The 16,251-nt window shown below is 66.1% G+C and carries 15 protein-coding genes, 1 tRNA gene and 4 pseudogenes; 6 read left to right on the forward strand and 14 right to left on the reverse strand.

The window, feature by feature from the left end; all coding sequences use genetic code 11:
* The 5 genes from rpsG to EBI04_RS08230 all read right to left on the reverse strand — a co-directional run bounded on the left by rpsG (window position 1) and on the right by EBI04_RS08230 (window position 2,800).
* Window positions 1-471, reverse strand: coding sequence for a 30S ribosomal protein S7 (gene rpsG, locus EBI04_RS08210; RefSeq protein WP_135257048.1), 471 nt, complete (start codon window positions 469-471; stop codon window positions 1-3).
* A gap of 7 nt (window positions 472-478) precedes the next feature.
* The gene (gene rpsL / locus EBI04_RS08215; RefSeq protein WP_019551715.1) at window positions 479-892 is read right to left on the reverse strand and encodes a 30S ribosomal protein S12; all 414 of its coding nucleotides are present in this window, start codon (window positions 890-892) and stop codon (window positions 479-481) included.
* Between the two features lie 214 nt (window positions 893-1,106).
* A tRNA-Thr gene (locus EBI04_RS08220) sits at window positions 1,107-1,181 on the reverse strand.
* Window positions 1,182-1,221: 40 nt separating this feature from the next.
* The gene (locus EBI04_RS08225; RefSeq protein ID WP_135257049.1) at window positions 1,222-2,343 is read right to left on the reverse strand and encodes an ABC transporter permease; all 1,122 of its coding nucleotides are present in this window, start codon (window positions 2,341-2,343) and stop codon (window positions 1,222-1,224) included.
* Window positions 2,344-2,371: 28 nt separating this feature from the next.
* Complete coding sequence (locus EBI04_RS08230) at window positions 2,372-2,800, reverse strand: 3D domain-containing protein (RefSeq protein WP_135257050.1); 429 nt, start codon at window positions 2,798-2,800, stop codon at window positions 2,372-2,374.
* 267 nt (window positions 2,801-3,067) lie between these two features.
* On the opposite strand from EBI04_RS08230, the gene EBI04_RS08235 reads away from it, so the two are divergent.
* Entirely contained in the window at window positions 3,068-4,192 is a 1,125-nt protein-coding gene (locus tag EBI04_RS08235) for a transposase (RefSeq protein ID WP_444545749.1), read from the forward strand.
* A 14-nt stretch (window positions 4,193-4,206) separates the two neighbouring features.
* On the opposite strand, the pseudogene EBI04_RS08240 reads toward EBI04_RS08235, so the two are convergent.
* The 7 genes and pseudogenes from EBI04_RS08240 to truB form a co-directional block, all read right to left on the reverse strand.
* A pseudogene (locus tag EBI04_RS08240) lies at window positions 4,207-4,602 on the reverse strand (hypothetical protein); the annotation flags it as partial.
* A 19-nt stretch (window positions 4,603-4,621) separates the two neighbouring features.
* A pseudogene (locus EBI04_RS08245) lies at window positions 4,622-6,146 on the reverse strand (IS1634 family transposase).
* Between the two features lie 9 nt (window positions 6,147-6,155).
* Complete coding sequence (locus EBI04_RS13525; RefSeq protein ID WP_240695267.1) at window positions 6,156-6,578, reverse strand: hypothetical protein; 423 nt, start codon at window positions 6,576-6,578, stop codon at window positions 6,156-6,158.
* 89 nt (window positions 6,579-6,667) lie between these two features.
* Window positions 6,668-8,233: a DAK2 domain-containing protein gene (fakA, locus tag EBI04_RS08255; RefSeq protein WP_135257051.1), complete on the reverse strand. Its 1,566-nt coding sequence runs from the start codon at window positions 8,231-8,233 to the stop codon at window positions 6,668-6,670.
* On the reverse strand, window positions 8,226-8,567 hold the full coding sequence (locus EBI04_RS08260) for an Asp23/Gls24 family envelope stress response protein (RefSeq protein ID WP_135257052.1): 342 nt from the start codon (window positions 8,565-8,567) through the stop codon (window positions 8,226-8,228). Before EBI04_RS08260 ends, fakA begins: the two co-directional genes overlap by 8 nt.
* Window position 8,568: 1 nt before the next feature.
* Window positions 8,569-9,677: pseudogene (gene ald, locus EBI04_RS08265) on the reverse strand (alanine dehydrogenase).
* A gap of 1 nt (window position 9,678) precedes the next feature.
* Window positions 9,679-10,617 carry a tRNA pseudouridine(55) synthase TruB gene (gene truB / locus EBI04_RS08270; RefSeq protein WP_135257053.1) on the reverse strand — a complete coding sequence of 313 codons (939 nt, stop codon included), beginning with the start codon at window positions 10,615-10,617 and terminating at the stop codon, window positions 9,679-9,681.
* 45 nt (window positions 10,618-10,662) lie between these two features.
* Between truB and EBI04_RS08275 the strand changes: the two genes are divergently transcribed.
* Genes EBI04_RS08275 through EBI04_RS08295 form a run of 5 tightly spaced genes read left to right on the forward strand, consistent with a single transcriptional unit; the run spans window position 10,663 to window position 14,594 of the window.
* On the forward strand, window positions 10,663-11,451 hold the full coding sequence (locus EBI04_RS08275; protein ID WP_135257054.1) for an enoyl-CoA hydratase/isomerase family protein: 789 nt from the start codon (window positions 10,663-10,665) through the stop codon (window positions 11,449-11,451).
* Window positions 11,451-12,149 carry a pseudouridine synthase gene (locus EBI04_RS08280; protein WP_135257055.1) on the forward strand — a complete coding sequence of 233 codons (699 nt, stop codon included), beginning with the start codon at window positions 11,451-11,453 and terminating at the stop codon, window positions 12,147-12,149. Before EBI04_RS08275 ends, EBI04_RS08280 begins: the two co-directional genes overlap by 1 nt.
* Window positions 12,146-12,691, forward strand: coding sequence for a hypoxanthine phosphoribosyltransferase (gene hpt, locus EBI04_RS08285; RefSeq protein ID WP_135257056.1), 546 nt, complete (start codon window positions 12,146-12,148; stop codon window positions 12,689-12,691). The genes EBI04_RS08280 and hpt overlap by 4 nt, the downstream gene beginning before the upstream one ends.
* Window positions 12,688-13,356: a queuosine precursor transporter gene (locus tag EBI04_RS08290; protein WP_135257057.1), complete on the forward strand. Its 669-nt coding sequence runs from the start codon at window positions 12,688-12,690 to the stop codon at window positions 13,354-13,356. The genes hpt and EBI04_RS08290 overlap by 4 nt, the downstream gene beginning before the upstream one ends.
* 11 nt (window positions 13,357-13,367) lie before the next feature.
* Window positions 13,368-14,594 (forward strand): adenylosuccinate synthase, encoded by a 1,227-nt coding sequence (locus tag EBI04_RS08295; RefSeq protein WP_135257058.1) that lies wholly within the window; start codon window positions 13,368-13,370, stop codon window positions 14,592-14,594.
* Between the two features lie 56 nt (window positions 14,595-14,650).
* On the opposite strand, the pseudogene trpD reads toward EBI04_RS08295, so the two are convergent.
* Window positions 14,651-15,642 (reverse strand): annotated as a pseudogene (gene trpD / locus EBI04_RS08300) (anthranilate phosphoribosyltransferase).
* Window positions 15,630-16,211 (reverse strand): anthranilate synthase component II, encoded by a 582-nt coding sequence (locus EBI04_RS08305; RefSeq protein ID WP_135257059.1) that lies wholly within the window; start codon window positions 16,209-16,211, stop codon window positions 15,630-15,632. The pseudogene trpD and the gene EBI04_RS08305 overlap by 13 nt, the downstream one beginning before the upstream one ends.
* Between the last annotated feature and the right edge of the window lie 40 nt (window positions 16,212-16,251).

Below are 16,251 nucleotides of genomic sequence, written 5' to 3' on the forward strand. Positions count from 1 at the left end.
TTACCACCGGTAGTGGGCGTAGGCGCGGTTGGCCTCGGCCATGCGCTCCACGTCCTCCTTCTTCTTGACCGCTCCGCCCTTGCCCTCGGCCGCATCCATAAGTTCATGGGCGATGCGCACGGCAGCCCCCCGCTCGGAACGGGCGTTGGCCGCCTGTACCAGCCAGCGCAGGGCCAAAGACTGCTGCCTCCTGGGGGAGACCTCCATGGGCACCTGGTAGTTGGCCCCACCCACGCGGCGGGAACGCACCTCCATCCGGGGCTTCACGTTCTCCACCGCCTGCTTAAAGACCTTCAACGGCTCCTGCCCGGTCTTCTCCTGGATGATGCGGCAGGCATCGTAGAAGATGCGGGCGGCCAAGTTCTTCTTGCCCTCCCGCATGATCTTGTTGATGAAGGCCGACACCACCACATCCCCGTAGACCAGGTCGGGCTGGAGTTGGCGTACCTCTGCTCTTCTTCTCCGTGCCATAGTTCACCTACTTCTTCTTGGCCGGAGCCGCGCCCTTGGTCTCCTTGGGCTTCTTGGTTCCGTACTTGGAGCGGCTCTTCTTGCGATCCTTCACGCCCTGGGTGTCGTAGACCCCGCGCACGATGTGGTAGCGCACACCCGGCAGGTCCTTCACACGGCCACCCCGGATGAGGACCACGGAGTGCTCCTGCAGGTTGTGCCCCTCGCCGGGAATGTAGGCGGTCACCTCGTACCCGGAGGTCAGGCGCACCTTGGCCACCTTACGCAAGGCGGAGTTGGGCTTCTTGGGGGTTACAGTGCGCACCACGGTGCACACCCCCCGGCGGAAGGGCGAGCCCTTCAAGGCCGGAACCTTGCTCTTCTTCTGGACCTTTTCGCGGCCCTTTCTGACCAGCTGGTTGATCGTCGGCAGTGCCACCACTCCCTTCTTCTTGGACTTGCCCCCGTGTTCTCAAGATCCACCCGGGGGAAGCGCCTTCCCCCGACGTTCGCCCACACAGGGCAGCACCCTCAGGACCAGGGGGCTGGCCCTGAGGGCCCTCAACTTGACTAGTGTACAGGGCAAGAGGCATTTTGGCAAGCGAGGCAAAGGAAAACCCCGCCAGCCGGCGGGGCTTAAAGGGATGGGCTTGGCCTGGAGCCGGTGGCCGGATTCGAACCGGCGGCCTACCGCTTACGAGGCGGTTGCTCTACCGCTGAGCTACACCGGCCCGCCCTAAAGAGTCTAGGGCAGGAGGCGCTTTTTGGCAACTACCTGAGCACCACCCCAGGCTGGACCCTTAGGGCGCGGAAGAGGGGCAAAAGGGCGGAAAGAAAGGTGGCGGCTAGGCTTGCGCCGCTCACCAGAAGGAAGTCGGAAAGGCGCATCTCCACGGGCAGGTGGGTGAGGAAGTAAAGCTCCCCGGGGAGGTCCACCGGGCGGAGGGAAAGGTAGAGGCAAAGAAGGTACCCCAAAAGATTGCCCAGAAGAACCCCCCCGATCCCCAGAAAAACCCCTTCCAGGGCGAAGACCATCCCCACGGTGAGCCTCGAGGCCCCCATGGCCCGAAGGAGGGCGATCTCCGGGGTCTTCTCCACCACCTTGAGCACCAGAAGGTTGGCCACCCCCAGGGCGGCCACCGCCACGATCAGGAAGATCAGGATGCCCAGGACCCGCTTCTGCAAGGCGAGCTGCTCCAGGAGGATGCGCTGGGTGTCCTGCCAGGCCTGGGGGAAAAAGCGGGTGCCGGCGAGGGCTACCCCTATCTCCTTGGCCCGCCAGGGGTCCTTAAGGCGCACTTGGTACCCCTGGGCCCTTATTCCGGAAAGCCTCTCCACCGTTTTCAGGTCCACGAAGGCGTAGGCGGAATCCAGAAGGTAGTTTCCCGTGCGAAACGCCCCCAAGACCCTTAGCTCCACCCGCTCCTGGGTGGCGGACATGGCGTAAAGCCTGTCCCCCACGAAGGCTCCCAGGGATTGTTGCAGGGCCGAGCCCAGGTAGATGCCCCCGGGTTCCAGCCTCAGCCCCAGACCGGGGTAAAGGGCCTCCCCTCCCTCATCCAGGCCCACCAGGGTGGCGAAGTCCACGCCCGGGCCCCTGGCCCCCTCCGCTGGACGGGTTAGAAGCGCCTTGGTGGCGGCGAAGGGAGCGTAGGCTTCCACCTCCGGGTGTTCCCCTCTGGGAAAGGGCGGAAGCTCTTCGCTCAGGTTGAAGAGGACCAGGTGGGGGTAGGCCTTCAAGGTGGCCCGCACCAAGCCGCTGACAAAGCCATTGGTGAGGGATAAAGCGGTGAGGAGAACCGCCACCCCCACCCCTACCCCTAAAAGGGCTAGGCCCGTCTGCAGGGGTCTACGCCGCAGGTGGGCCAAGGCCAGGAAGAAGGCGAAGCGCACGTTCTAAGGATAAGGAAACTCTTGGCCTTTAGCGCCTGGGGTACTCCACCACCTCGAGGCTCACCACCCTGCGGCCAAAGCGCAGGGCTGTGGCCCGGTCGGGAAGCCAGACGTCCACCTTCTCCCGCATCCTGGGGTGCATCACATCGGCCACAACGAAGATGCGGTCCCGGAAAAGGTAGTCAAACTGCCCGCGGCCCCGGCCGTACACGGAACCCAAATCCTTAAGGCGCACCTTGGTGCCGTAGGGCAGAACCTTGAGGAGGTCCGGGCTCACCGCCAAAACCCCCAGGCGGGTGCGCATGCCGGTGGCGGTGATGAAGGGGGTGGAGTCGGTCTCCCGCACGCTGGAGGTGTAGGCGGTGGCCTCGAGGACCATGGTCTTTCGGCCCGCCATCTGGGCCCAGGCCCCGGCAACGGCCAGGGCGGAAAGGAGCACAATCAGCAAACCCCGCATAGCGCCCTTGAGTATGCGGGTCAAACCTGGAGGTTTCTGAGAACTATGAAGGGGGAGCCTCATCCAGGCCGCCCCTAATAAAAATGGAATATTTACAGTAACTCAGCAACCTCGCAGGAAAGGGACAGGTTTCAGATGCTCTTCATTAGAAATTCATTAATCCCCTTTACCCCACACTAATCCCCATCTCAAAACTTGCACTTATCCACCCCCCGCATACCCATGCGCCAGGGGACCACTTGAAAAGGGCCGCCGGGTTCCCTTCGGATGAAGGGTGCCATGACCCAAACGGCCCATTCTCTACTCTGGACCCTCCTGGCCCTCCTGCCAACCCCCCACCTCCGCGAATCCCTCAAAGCGCTTCTTCTCCTCCTTCTCACCGGCCACGGCAAGGCCAGGCCCCAGCACAGCAAGACCAAGTCCCCTTCCGCCCTCTCCCGCTTCCTCAACCGCTATCCCTGGCCCACCCGCGCCCTCATCCGCCTGGCTCGCAAGAAGGCCCAGGAAACCCTCCACCGGGCCAGGCCCAGGCGGGGGCCCAAGCCCAGGCTCCTGGTGGTCCTGGACCTGGTCACCCTGGAGAAGCGGGGCCTCTTCCCCGCCTTGCCCCTCTCCTTTTTCCACGGCAAGTGGGGGCTCCACCTGGTGGTGCTCTATCTGGTGCTGGGAGAGCTGCGCATCCCCTGGGCCTACCGGGTGTGGCGGGGGAAGGGGGAGAAGGCCCTTTCCCTCCTTGCCCTGCGTCTTCTGGCCTCCCTGCCCCCCTGGATGCGCAAGTCCTTCCACCTTCGGGTGGTGGCCGATGCTGCCTTCGGCACCGCCCGGTTTCTTGTGGGGGTGCGGGGGTTGGGTCTGGAAGCGGTGGTGGGGATGCGGCGGGACCGAAAGACGCGGGAGGGGCTTCCCCTCTTTGGGCTCAGACGGCAGGGGAGTCGGGTGCATCTGCGGGGACTTCCCTTTCCCGTGTGGGTGAGCTGGTACCGCTATCCCTTACCCGGGGGAGGGTGGGAGTGGCGGTACGTGGTGGCCACCTTTCCTGCGGGGCCACGGACTGTGCTGGTGTGGGGGCGGCGGCGGTTTACCATTGAGCACTTCTTCCGCACGGTAAAGAGCGAGTTTTCCCTGGGGCGTTTTGGGCAGCGGACGGCCTTGGGGGTGCATCGGTTTCTGGTGCTGTCCTTCCTGGCTTACCTGCTGGCCCACTGGGTGAGGCTAGCTCCAGACGGGAGAGGTCTTTCTTGGCGGGAGGCTGGGTGGGCAGCGGCGCGCCTGCTGCTGCCGGAGGTGGTCTTGCGGGTCCTCATGGCCGAGCTGGGAGCTTTGGGTCTTTGGCCCCCGCCTGCGGGGGGAAGGGGGTGTTCATGCAGGGTATTCGGGAGGTGCAAGTTTTGAGCCATCAAAGAAGCCTAGGGGCACGGGGTGGAGGAGATGGCTAACCCATACCGACCGCTATTCCCCTCGTTAAACCCAGCCCGGGCCAAGCCCCTATCCCGCACCACCAGAAGGGTGGCGGGGGAGATGGGGGCGCAGTTCATCACCGGGTCCAGGACCAAGGGGCTAGGGTCTTGAGGCGAGGGGTAGAGGAGCGCCACCAGGTCCAGGGGTCCAGAATAGGTGAACCTCAGGTACCCTGAGGCAGAAGAAACGTCATACCGGTCAAACTCCCCCACAAACTCTATGGCCCCCTGCACGGTGCCGGAGGTGAAGGCCCCCCCATTCCCCGCCGGATTGGGGATAAAGGGATTGGCGTAAAGGGTTACCCGATCCTGGCTTAAGGCATAGTTTTCCACCCGAAGGTAGAACCCACATTCCGCACCCCTCTCACTCCAGGAGGTAATATCGCTCCACCCCCAAGAGGCGCACCACCCGCTCGTGATGGGGCTTGAGGTTTAGCACCGCCACCCGTCCTTCCAGGACCACCAGACGCAACCAAAAAAAGAGCTGGAACACCCACCGCAAGGTGGGCCTCGCCGTGGACTTCCCCTTCTGGTCCGGCACCCCCTCCCCCTCCTCCTCAAGCCTCCGCCGCAGCTCCCACTCCCCCAAGGCGTACACCAGCAGCGCCAGGGCCATCACCATCCCCAAAGCCATCACCCGCTCCGGCCGCTTCAAAAAGGTGCTCCCCGTGAAGAACATGGGGTCTTTTAGAAAGCGGAACCCCCGCTCCACCGTGCGCGTCTGCCCCTTGTACCGCTCAAGCACCTCCCCCAAAGGGAGCCTCTCCCGCTCCAGCACGTTGGTGGCCAGGAGAAACCTCCCCAGCCCCCGCTTCGCCTTCGCCACCTTCCCCTCGTCCCGCTCCACCCGCGCCCAAAGGCGGTACCCCACCCCCAAAGGGCTTTCCCCCTTCCGGGGGCGCCCCACCTTTCCCCTCCGCCGCTCCTCCCGCACCCCCAGGTACACCCGGCGGTGGTAGGCCAGCCCCCGGCTCGCCTCCTCCAAAGCCCGCCGGGCATCCCTATCGCAGGCAAACCGCCGCGCCAAAAGCCTCCGCAGGACCCCTTCCGCCTCCCTTTGCGCCCGCCCTATCCGCTCCTCCAGCCTGCCCCTCTCCTCTTCCCCCCGCGCCGCGCTCTCCACCAACACCCACCGCTGCCGTACGCCCCCGTAGGTCCTCTCCACCTCCAGCCCCCGGTACCCCGGGTCCAGGGAAACCCACGCCCCCTCCGGAAACTCCTCCCCAAGCAAGGCCTTGGCCTCCCGCAACGTGGCCGGCACCCGCAGGATCCAAGGGAAAGACCCCAGGGCCTTCAGGTTCTCCCGGGTGTAGCCCGCCCCGTCCAGGACCACCACCTCCCCCAGGTCCAAGGCCTCCCGGTACCGGGACACCAGGTCCACCAGGGTCTTGCGGTCCGCAGCGTTCCCGTCCTCAGGAGCAAAGAGCAGGGGGATGCCCCCCGTGTCCGCGCACACCAGGCCCATCACCCCTCCCGTGCACGTGAAAGCTGGTGGTGTCCACGTGCAAGGCCCGCACCGGGAAGGCAAAGGCCCGGTGGGCCTCCTTGGCCACCTCCAGGAAGAGCTCCGTCACCCCCACCGCATACAGGCTGTCCAGCATCCGCCCCATGCGGTCGTCGTTGAGGAGGTCCGGGGTGATCCCCTTCCCCAAGAGCCACTCCGTGGGCTTGCCCTCCCAGAAGTGGCCGAAGAGGTAAAGGGGGGAGGAGAGGAAGCCCAGGGCGTTGAGGACCGCGGCCTTCAGGGCAACCCCCGTGCTTACCTTCTCCCCCGGGCGGGGACCTACCCGCCTGTCCACCAGGGATACCAGTCCGATGCGGTCCAGGATGCCGGCCACCAAGCCCAGGTGGCCGAGGTCGTACACCTGCAGGTCGGGAGTCTCTGCCACCCCGAAATCCTACGGGAAGGTGGGAGGGGTGCGGAATGTGGGGTAGAAGACCTGGCCCGCCTGCCCCTTGAAGTTCAGACGGTACCCGGGGTCGGTGGTGATCTGGGGGCGCAGGGAAAGGGGAGCAAGCTCCTGCCTGGCGGCAAACCAGTTCCGGGCCACGCTCACCGCCTGCACCACTCCTCTATCGTCCAGAAGCACCAGGCGGAGCCGGGCCCTCCCTTGAAGGTCCGCAGAAACCGCACTCACCCCCACCGCCTGGTCCTGGTCTAGGGCTATGCGGTATACCTTTACCCCCGGCCTTAGCTCCCCCCCGCTCTCCTGGGCTGGGGGCAGGTCGGCGATCACCGAACCTCCCACCAATAGGTCCCCGCTCACAGGCGGGGTACCCTGGAGATTGCAAGCCGCGAGGGTGAGAACCGCTAAGCCCACAACCATCCCTCTGGCCATCCGCCACATAAAACCCCCTTTCCCCCAGCATAGCCCGGGAAAAGGGGGAAGGAACTTAGGCTTTCTTTAGGCTACTCCAAGACCCCCAGGTAGGCGTACAGGTCGGGGCCCCCGGGGAGGATCTCCACCGCCAGCTCGGGGAACTTGGCCGCCACCTCCTCGGCCTTTTCCCTGGGGGTATTGGGCCCCAGGAAGAGGGTGAGGACCTCCTTCCCCTCGCCCGCCAGGCGGATGAGGCCTTCCAGCACCTCCTCGGGGGTTTCTCCCATGAGGACCAGCCTGCCATCCAGAAGCCCGATGGGCTTATCCTTCAGGACCTTGACCCCATCCACCTCGGCGTCCCGGCTGGCCCAGGTGACCTCGAGGGTCACCGCCCCCTTCAGGGCCTCCTCCATCTCGGGAAGAAGCTCCTCCACCTCCGCCTCAGACAGGTAGCGCACCGCCGCCGCCAGGCCCTGACCCAGGGTGCGGGTTTTGAGCACGTACACCTCTTTGCCCTGGGCTTTGGCCAGCTCCGCCGCCTTCTCCGCCGCCAGGAAGACGTTCGGGTTGTTAGGCAGAAGGATCACCTTGGGGCTGGCCACGCTCCTTATGGCGGCCAGCAGGTCCTCCACGCTGGGGTTTTGCGTTTGCCCTCCCGCCACCACCCGGGCCCCCAAACTCCGGAAGACCCGACTCGGGCCATGCCCCAGGGCCACCGCCACCAGGCCCGTGGGAGGAGGGGCCTCCTCCCCTGCCCCCACCATGGCCAGGATCTCCGTGTGTTGCTCGGTCATGTCTTCCACCTTGGTGCGCACCATGCGGCCGAAGCGGGCCACGGTGACCAGGAGGCCATCGGGGTCATCGGTGTGGATGTGCCCCTTCACATACCCCTCAGCCCCCACCACCAAGAGGGAGTCCCCGAAAGGCGCCACCGCTTCTCGGATCTTCTCTATGGGCACCTCCACCCCCTCCATGAGGAACTCCGTGCAGTAGCCGAACTCCTCGGTGGCGAAAGCGGTCTGGGCGTAGCGCTCCACCTTCGGAGGCTCCGGGAGGGGAAGCTTAAAGGCATACCCCTTCAGGCCCTCCAGGAAGCGCACGTACCCCGCGCCGCCTGCGTCCACCACCCCGGCTTGCTTCAGCACGGGAAGGAGTTCGGGGGTTCTGGCCAAAGCCTCCCGAGCAGCCTCCAGAGCGCTTTCCAGGACGGCCTCGAGGCTTCCGCCCCTGGCCCCTTCCGCCGCCGCCCGGGCCACGGTGAGGATGGTCCCCTCCACCGGCTTCATCACCGCCTTGTAGCCCGTCTCCGCCCCCAGGCGCAGGGCCTCCGCGAGCCCTGGGGCGTCCAGCACCTCTCGCTTGCGCAGGGCCTCGCTAAAGCCCTTGAGGATCTGGGAGAGGATCACCCCGCTGTTCCCCCGGGCCCCCAAGAGGCTGCCATAGGCGATGGCCCGGGCCACCTCAGGCATCTTGGAAGTGTCGGTAAGATCCAGCTCCCGCCGGGCGGCCTCCAGGGTGAGGTGCATGTTGGTCCCTGTGTCCCCGTCGGGCACCGGGTAAACGTTCAGGGCGTTCAACTCCTCCACGTAGACCCGGAACCAGTCCGTGGCGTAGCGGAAGGCCTCCGCCAGCTCCCCCGGGGTCCAACTAGCCACGCCCCACCCCCACCACGTGCACCCGCACCTGGGAAAGCTCCACCCCGGCGAGCTTCTTGGCAGCGAAGGCCACCCGCTCCGCCAGGGACTCCACCACCGTGGGGATGCGAGTGCCCACCGCCACCACCACGTAGAAGTCGGCGGTGTACTTTCCCGGGCTCGCCGGGTCCTGGCGCACCACCACCCCCTCGCTGGCCTCCTGCCGCCCCAGGATGCGCACCACCTGGTCCTTAAGCCCCGCCGGGGCCATCCCTACCACCCCCGGCACCTCGTGGGCCGCCAGGGCCAACAAGGAGGCCAAGGCCCCCTCGGTTACCGTCACCCGTCCTTGCATCCTACCTCCTTAGGGCCTCCTCTGGGGGAGTATAGGGCAGACCGAAGGCCTCCGCCACCCCGGGATGGGTGAGGAGCCCTTTGTGGGTGTTCAAGCCCTTGAGGAGGGCGTCATCCCCCAGAAGGGCCTGAAGGCCCTTTTCCGCCAGCTTCAGCACGTAGGGCAGGGTCTGGTTGGTGAGGGCAAAGGTGCTGGTCCTGGGCACCGCCCCCGGCATGTTGGCCACCCCGTAGTGCACCACTCCCTCCACCACGTAGGTGGGCTCGGCGTGGGTGGTGGGGCGGATGGTTTCCACGCATCCCCCCTGGTCCACGGCCACATCCACGATCACCGAGCCCTCCTTCATAAGGGGGAGCATGTCCCGGGTAACCAACTTGGGGGCCTTGGCCCCGGGCACCAAGACCGCCCCGATGAGGAGGTCCGCGTGCTGGATGCTCCGCTTGATGTTGGCCTCGGTGGCGGTGAGGGTGATGACCCTCCCCCCAAAGACGTCGTCCAGGTACTGGAGCCTCCGGTGGTTCACGTCCAGGATGGTCACCTGGGCCCCCATGCCCAAGGCGATCTTGGCAGCGTTGGTGCCCACGGTCCCACCCCCCAGGATGACCACGCTGGCCGGGGCCACTCCGGGCACCCCCCGAGAAGCACCCCCCGCCCTCCATGGGGCTTCTCCAGGAACTGGGCTCCCACCTGGGGGGCCATGCGCCCCGCCACCTCGCTCATGGGAACGAGGAGAGGAAGGGAGCCATCGGGAAGCTGCACGGTCTCGTAGGCGATTCCCGTGACCCCGCTTTGCAGCATGGCCTCGGTGAGGACGCGGTCAGCGGCCAGGTGCAGATAGGTAAAGAGGATAAGCCCGGGGCGCAAAAAGCGAAACTCCTCGGGAAGGGGCTCCTTCACCTTCACCACCACCTCCGCCCCCCAGGCCTCTTCCCGGCTCACCAGCTCAGCCCCCGCCCGCTCGTACTCGGCATCGGATAGGCCCGAGCCCACCCCCGCCCCCCGCTCCACCAAAACGGTATGCCCCCGCTTGACCAGGCTTTCCACCCCACCCGGGGTCATGGCCACGCGGTTCTCCAGGGTCTTGATCTCTTTGGGAACGCCGATCACCATACTACGCCTCCTTTACAAAGACACGCCTTATCTTGAGCTTGAAGCCATCCCCCTCAGCGATGGCCAGAAGCCTTCTTCGGGAGTCCACCAGGGCCACATAGCCCAAGGCGGGGATGGGCAAGGGCACCCCCTCCAGCACCCGCCGGGCCTCGGTATGGGAGAGCTCCACCACCGGAAAGGGCAGGACATCGGTCTCGGGGATGGCCTTTTCCGGGGAGAGTTCGGAAAGCCTCACCGCCCGTTCCAGCCCCACCTTGCCGATGCGGGTGCGCACCAGCCCGGAAAGGAACGCCTTGGTCCTGAGCTTCTCCCCCAGGTCCCGGGCAAAGGCCCGCACATAGGTGCCGGGGCCCACCACCAAGCGGATCACCGCCGTGGGGTAGGGACCCAAGGGTTTCGGAAGCTCCACCTTGCGCCCACCCTTTTCCGCAAGCCGCCAACCCTTGGCTGAGGGAGCGATGGGATGGGGTATGGGCTCGGGGTCCAAGGCAAGGAGTTCCACCTCCAGGTACCTTACCGGCCTTGTGCCAAGCTCCAAGGGCTTTCCCTCCCGAGCGGCCTCGTAGGCCCTTTTTCCTCCCACCTTGATGGCGGAGTAGAGGGGAGGCACCTGCTCCTTGAGCTTCAAAAATGAAGGGAGAACGCTTTCCAAGTCCTTGCGCTCAAAGCGCACCGGCGCCTCCTCGCTCACCGGCCCTTCCGCATCCAAAGTGGGGGTGGTGGCCCCGAAGGAAACCCAGGCGATGTACTCCTTGTCCTCCCCTGAAAGGAAGGGGACCAGCTTGGTGCTCTCGTCGGAAACCAAAAGGAGAAGGCCCGTGGCCAGAGGGTCCAGGGTTCCCGTATGCCCTACCCGGCGGGTACCAAGCAGGCGCCTCGCCTCCTCCACCGCATCATGGGAGGTGAGGTAGAGGGGCTTGTCCACCGCGTAGAGGGCCATGCCTAGGGGATTGTATCACCATCCGGTAGGGGAAAGAATGGAGGCATGGATCTAGAAGGTCGCTACCCTAGCCTCGCCTTCACCTGGCCTCGGCTTGGGGTGCTGGAGATCACCCTCAGGGGGGAAAAACTCAACGCCTTAGGCCCCGAAGCCCACCGGGACCTGGCCCGGGTCTGGCGCGACCTCGAGGAGGTGGAAGGAGTTAAGGCCATTCTTTTGAGGGGCCAGGGTGGGGTCTTCTCCGCCGGGGGTTCCTTCGCCCTCATCGAGGAGATGCGCTCCTCCCACGAGGCCCTGATGCGGGTCTTTTGGGAGGCGAGGGAGCTGGTGCTCGGGCCCTTGGGCTTCCCCAGGCCGGTGGTGGCCGCGGTGGAGGGGGTGGCGGTGGGGGCGGGGCTGGCCTTGGCCCTGGCCAGCGACGTGGTGGTGGCGGGCAAGAAGGCCAGGCTTCTGGACGGACATCTTAGGCTTGGGGTGGCGGCCGGGGACCATGCGGTCCTCCTTTGGCCCCTCCTGGTGGGCATGGCCAAGGCCAAATACCACCTCCTCCTCAACGAACCCCTCACCGGGGAGGAGGCGGAGCGGCTGGGCCTCATCGCCTTGGCGGTGGAGGATGAAAAGGTGTACGAAAAGGCCCTCGAGGTGGCCACCCGCCTGGCCCAAGGCCCCAAGGAGGCCTTAAGCCTCACCAAGCACGCCCTGAACGGATGGTTCCGCACCCTCGTGCCCCACTTTGAGGTGTCCTTGGCCCTGGAGTTTTTGGGGTTTTCCGGGAAAGAGCTGGAAGAGGGCCTGAAGGCCCTCAAGGAGAAACGCCCTCCCAGGTTCCCGTGATGCGCCTGCAAGCCTTCCTGGCCCGGGCCGGGGTGGGAAGCCGCCGGAAGGCGGAGAGGCTCATCCTCGAGGGCCGGGTGCGGGTGAACGGGGCGGTGGCCCGCCTGGGGCAGAAGGTGGGGCCAGGGGACGTGGTGGAGGTGGACGGAAGACGGGTGGAACTGCCCCAGGAGAGGGTGGTCCTGGCCCTGCACAAGCCCAGGGGCTACACCACCACCCGCCATGACCCCCACGCGGCGCACACGGTCTTTGACCTTTTGCCCGATATCCCCGGCCTCCACCCCATAGGCCGCCTGGACCGGGACTCAGAGGGGCTCCTCCTCCTCACCAACGACGGCCACCTGACCCTCCGCCTCACCCACCCCCGGTACGGGGTCAGGAAGGTCTACCGGGTCTACACGGAAAAGGGCACCCTGCCGGAGGCCATCTGCCGGAAGCTCGTGCAGGGAGTGGAGCTGGAAGACGGCCCTGCCCGGGCCCTTTTCTGCCGCCCCGCCCCTGGGGGGGCCCTCCTCACCCTGACCGAGGGGAGGAAGCGGGAGGTACGGAGGATGCTCAAGGCGGTGGGATACCCGGTGAGGCGCCTCCTAAGGGTGCAGGTGGGCCCCATCCGCCTGGGGAACCTACCTCCAGGGCGGTGGCGCAGGCTCTCCGAGGAGGAGGTGGCGGCCCTCCTCCGGAAAAGCGGGCTAGAATGAAGGGCATGTTCACCGCGGGGAACGGACCCGTGCAAATCCCAGCCGAGGCCATAGAGCAACGGGTGAAAGAGCTGGGCGCCCAGATCGCCCAGGACTACCAGGGGAAAACCCCCCACCTCATCTGCGTGTTGAACGGGGCCTTCGTCTTCATGGCCGACTTGGTCAGGGCCATCCCCTTACCCCTGACCCTGGACTTCATCTCCATCAGCTCTTACGGGAACGCCTACCGCAGTAGCGGCGAGGTGGAGCTATTGAAGGACCTCCGCCTTCCCATCCACGGCCGGGATGTCATCGTGGTGGAGGACATCGTGGACACCGGGCTTACCCTCGCCTACCTCCTGGACTACCTCGAGGCCCGAAAGCCCGCCTCCATCCGGGTGGCCGCCCTCCTCTCCAAGCCCAGCCGTCGCCAGGTGGAGGTGCCCATCCACTACCTGGGCTTCGAGATCGAGGACGCCTACGTCTACGGGTACGGCCTGGACCGGGCCCAGTTCGACCGCAACCTGCCCTTCATCACCTCCATCCGCCCGGAGGAAGAATGAAGTACCTGGACCTGATCGCCGTTCTCTTCGCCGCCGTGCTTTTGGTTTCCAACGTGGCCTCCACCAAGCTGGTGGTGTTGGGGCCCTTTACCTTTGACGGCGGTACCCTGCTTTTCCCCTTGGCCTACATCTTCGGGGACGTGCTCACCGAAGTCTACGGCTATAGGCGTAGCCGCCGGGTGATTTGGCTCGGCTTCTTTGCCCTCCTCCTGGCCACCCTTACCTTCCAGGGAGTAGCCGCCCTCCCCGCCCCCAAGGATGAGGAAAGCCAGCGCTTCGCTCAGGCCTTCGGCCTCCTTTTGGGCCTTACCCCCAGGATCGTCCTGGGAAGCCTCCTGGCCTACTTCGTGGGGGAGTTCGCCAACGCCTATGTCCTGGCCAAGCTTAAGGTGAAGACGGAAGGACGCTTCTTTTGGCTTAGGGCCCTCACCTCCACCCTGGTGGGCCAGGGGCTGGACACGGGCATCTTTCTCCTGGTGGCCTTCTACGGGGTCTTCCCTCCGGAGGTGCTGTGGGCGGTCTTCCTCTCCAACTACGTGTTCAAGGTGGGGGTGGAGGCCCTCATGCTCCCCATCACCTACGGGGTGGTGGGCTTCCTTAAGCGGGTGGAAGGGCTTGACGTCTACGACCGGGACACGGACTTCAATCCCTTCCGCTTGGCGTAAGCTTTAAGGGGATGCCGGGAGTCGCCATCATAGGAGCCCAGTGGGGGGACGAGGGCAAGGGTAAGGTGGTGGATGCCCTCGCTCAGGAAGCCGATTACGTGATCCGCTACCAGGGCGGGGCCAACGCTGGCCACACGGTGGTGGCGGAGGGGCGGGTCTTCAAGCTGAACCTTCTACCCTCGGGGGTTATCCATCCCCATGCGGTGAACGTCCTGGGGGACGGGATGGTCATAGACCCCTTCCGTTTCCAGGAGGAGCTTGCGGCCCTGAGAAAGGAGGGTTTCCATCCCCAGGTGCTGGTTTCGGAACGGGCCCACCTGGTCCTTCCCCACCACAAGCACGTGGAAAGCCGCCACAACTTCGTGGGCACCACTGGCCGGGGCATCGGCCCCGCCTATTCCGACCGGGCCAGGAGGGTGGGGATCCGGGCTGGGGACCTCCTAAAGGAAGAGGTGTTAAGGGAACGGGTGCGCCGCCTCCTTTTGGAAAAGCCCAACTCCACCCGGGAAGCGGGCTGGGACACGGAGGAAAAGGCCATGGCCGACCTCTATCGGATGCGGGAGATCCTGGCCCCCTTTGTGGCGGACACCGGAAGCCTCTTGCGGGAAGCCCTCAAGCGGGGCAAGCGGCTTCTCTTTGAAGGGGCCCAAGCCACCCTGTTGGACCTCAACTACGGCACCTACCCCTACGTGACCAGCTCCCACCCCACGGTGGGCGGCATCCTGGTGGGCACGGGGCTAAACCACAAGGCCATCACCAAGGTGTACGGGGTGGCCAAGGCCTACGCCACGAGGGTGGGGGAGGGTCCCTTCCCCACGGAGCTCCAAGGGAAGCTGGCCCATTATTTAAGGGAACGGGGCGGGGAGTACGGCACCACCACGGGCCGCCCCAGGCGGGTGGGCTGGCTGGACCTGGTGGCCCTCAAGTACGCCTGTGAGGTGAACGGGTTTGACGGCCTGGCCCTCACCAAGCTGGACGTGCTCTCCGGGTTGGACAGGATTAGGGTGGCGGTGGAATACCTAGATGGAGCCCGGCCCGGGGAGACGAGCCCCGAGGCGGTGCGCTACCTGGACCTCGAGGGCTGGGGGGAGGTTTCCGGGGTGCGAAGCCGGGAGGACCTTCCCACATCCCTAAGGCGCTACCTGGAGCTCATCGAGGAATACACCGGGGTGCCCGTGGTCCTCTTCTCCACCAGCCCCAGGCGGGAGGACACCTTCGGGGCGGTGAGCTGGGTATAGGGTCCCCCCACGCAGGCTGCGTCCGCGTGGGGGCCCCACTTTGCAAGGCGGAAAGGTTATCGGCCCCTCAGGAAGGCCACGTAGCGCTCCAGGAGCAGGTACGCCTCCCCCGAGGCCAGGACCTCCCGGGCCAGGCGCACCCCCTCCTGTATGGAGGGCGCCCTCCCGGCCGCGTAGAAGCCCGCCCCCGCGGCCAGGGCCACCCCTTGGGCGTGAGGGCCTTTCTCCTCCCCCTTTAGGATCCTTTTGGCCAGCTCGGCGTTCTCCTGGGGGGAGCCGCCCTTTAGGGCCTCGAGGGAAAGACGGGGGAGGCCCACCTCCTCGGGGGTGAGGGCATAGGCCCCCCGCCCCACCTCCACCACCTGGTTCTCCCCCAGGACCAGTTCGTCCGCCCCCTCCCCGTGGACCACCAGGCCCCCTGCCCCCAGGTGCCCCAGGGCCTCGGCCATGGGGGCAAGCCACCTGGGGCTATAGACCCCAAGCACATACCGGTCCGCCCCCGCGGGGTTGGTGAGGGGGCCCAGGAGGTTGAAGACGGTGCGGATGCCCAGCTCGGCCCGCACCGGGGCCACGTGGCGCATGGCGGGGTGAAAAACCCGGGCGAAGAGGAAGCCAAAGCCCAGCGCCTCAATGGCCTCCCCCACCCGCTCAGGGGAAGCCTCCAGGTCCACCCCCAGGGCCTCGAGGAGGTCCGCAGAGCCCGCACGGGAGCTTGCCGCCCGGTTCCCGTGCTTGGCCACCGCCACCCCCCCGCCGCCGCCACCAGGGCCCCCAAGGTGGAGAGGTTCAAAAGCCCCTGGTGGTCCCCCCCGGTGCCCACGATGTCCAAAAGGGGCCTGCGGCTTACGGGGATACGCCGGGCCGCTTCCCGCATGGCCTTCGCCATGGCGGCGATCTCCTGGGGGGTCTCCCCCCTTAGGGCCATGGCGGTGAGCACCCCCGCCACCCGCACCGGGCTGAGCTCCCCCCGCATCATGGCCCCCATGAGGCCAAAGGCTTCCTCCTCCGTGAGCACCTCCCCCAAAAGCGCCTTCTTCACCGCGTCCATGGGTCCTCCAAGAAGTTCTTGAGGATGAGTTTACCGGCTTCCGTCAGGTAGCTTTCCGGGTGGAACTGCACCCCGTGGGTGGGGTACTGGCGGTGGCGGAAGCCCATCACCGTGCGCCCCCCCGCCTCCTCCACCCAGGCGTTCACCCGGAGGTCTTCCGGCACCTCCTCCACCACCAGGGAGTGGTAGCGGGTGGCGGGAAAGGGGTTAGGCAGACCCCGGAAAAGGCCGGTGCCGTCGTGGTGGATCTCGCTCACCTTGCCGTGCATGACGATGGGGGCGGGCACCACCTTGCCCCCGAAGGCCATGCCGATGGCCTGGTGCCCCAGGCAGACCCCCAGGATGGGGTAGCGGGGGGCGTAGCGGGCGATGAGGGGCAGGGAAAGCCCGGCCTCCAAGGGAGTGCAGGGGCCTGGGCTTATGAGGACGCGGTCCGGGTCCAAAGCCTCCACCTCCTCCAACTGAAAGCGGTCGTTCCGCCACACGATGGGGCTTGCCCCCAGTTCCCCCAAATACTGCACCAAGTTGTAGGTGAAGCTATCGTAGTTGTCGATCACCAGCACCCTCATTTTGCCTGCCTCCTTTTCGTGGCCCCCCTAGCGCCGCAAG

It is taken from the genome of Thermus caldilimi, from assembly GCF_004684245.1.
Taxonomy (GTDB): domain Bacteria; phylum Deinococcota; class Deinococci; order Deinococcales; family Thermaceae; genus Thermus; species Thermus caldilimi.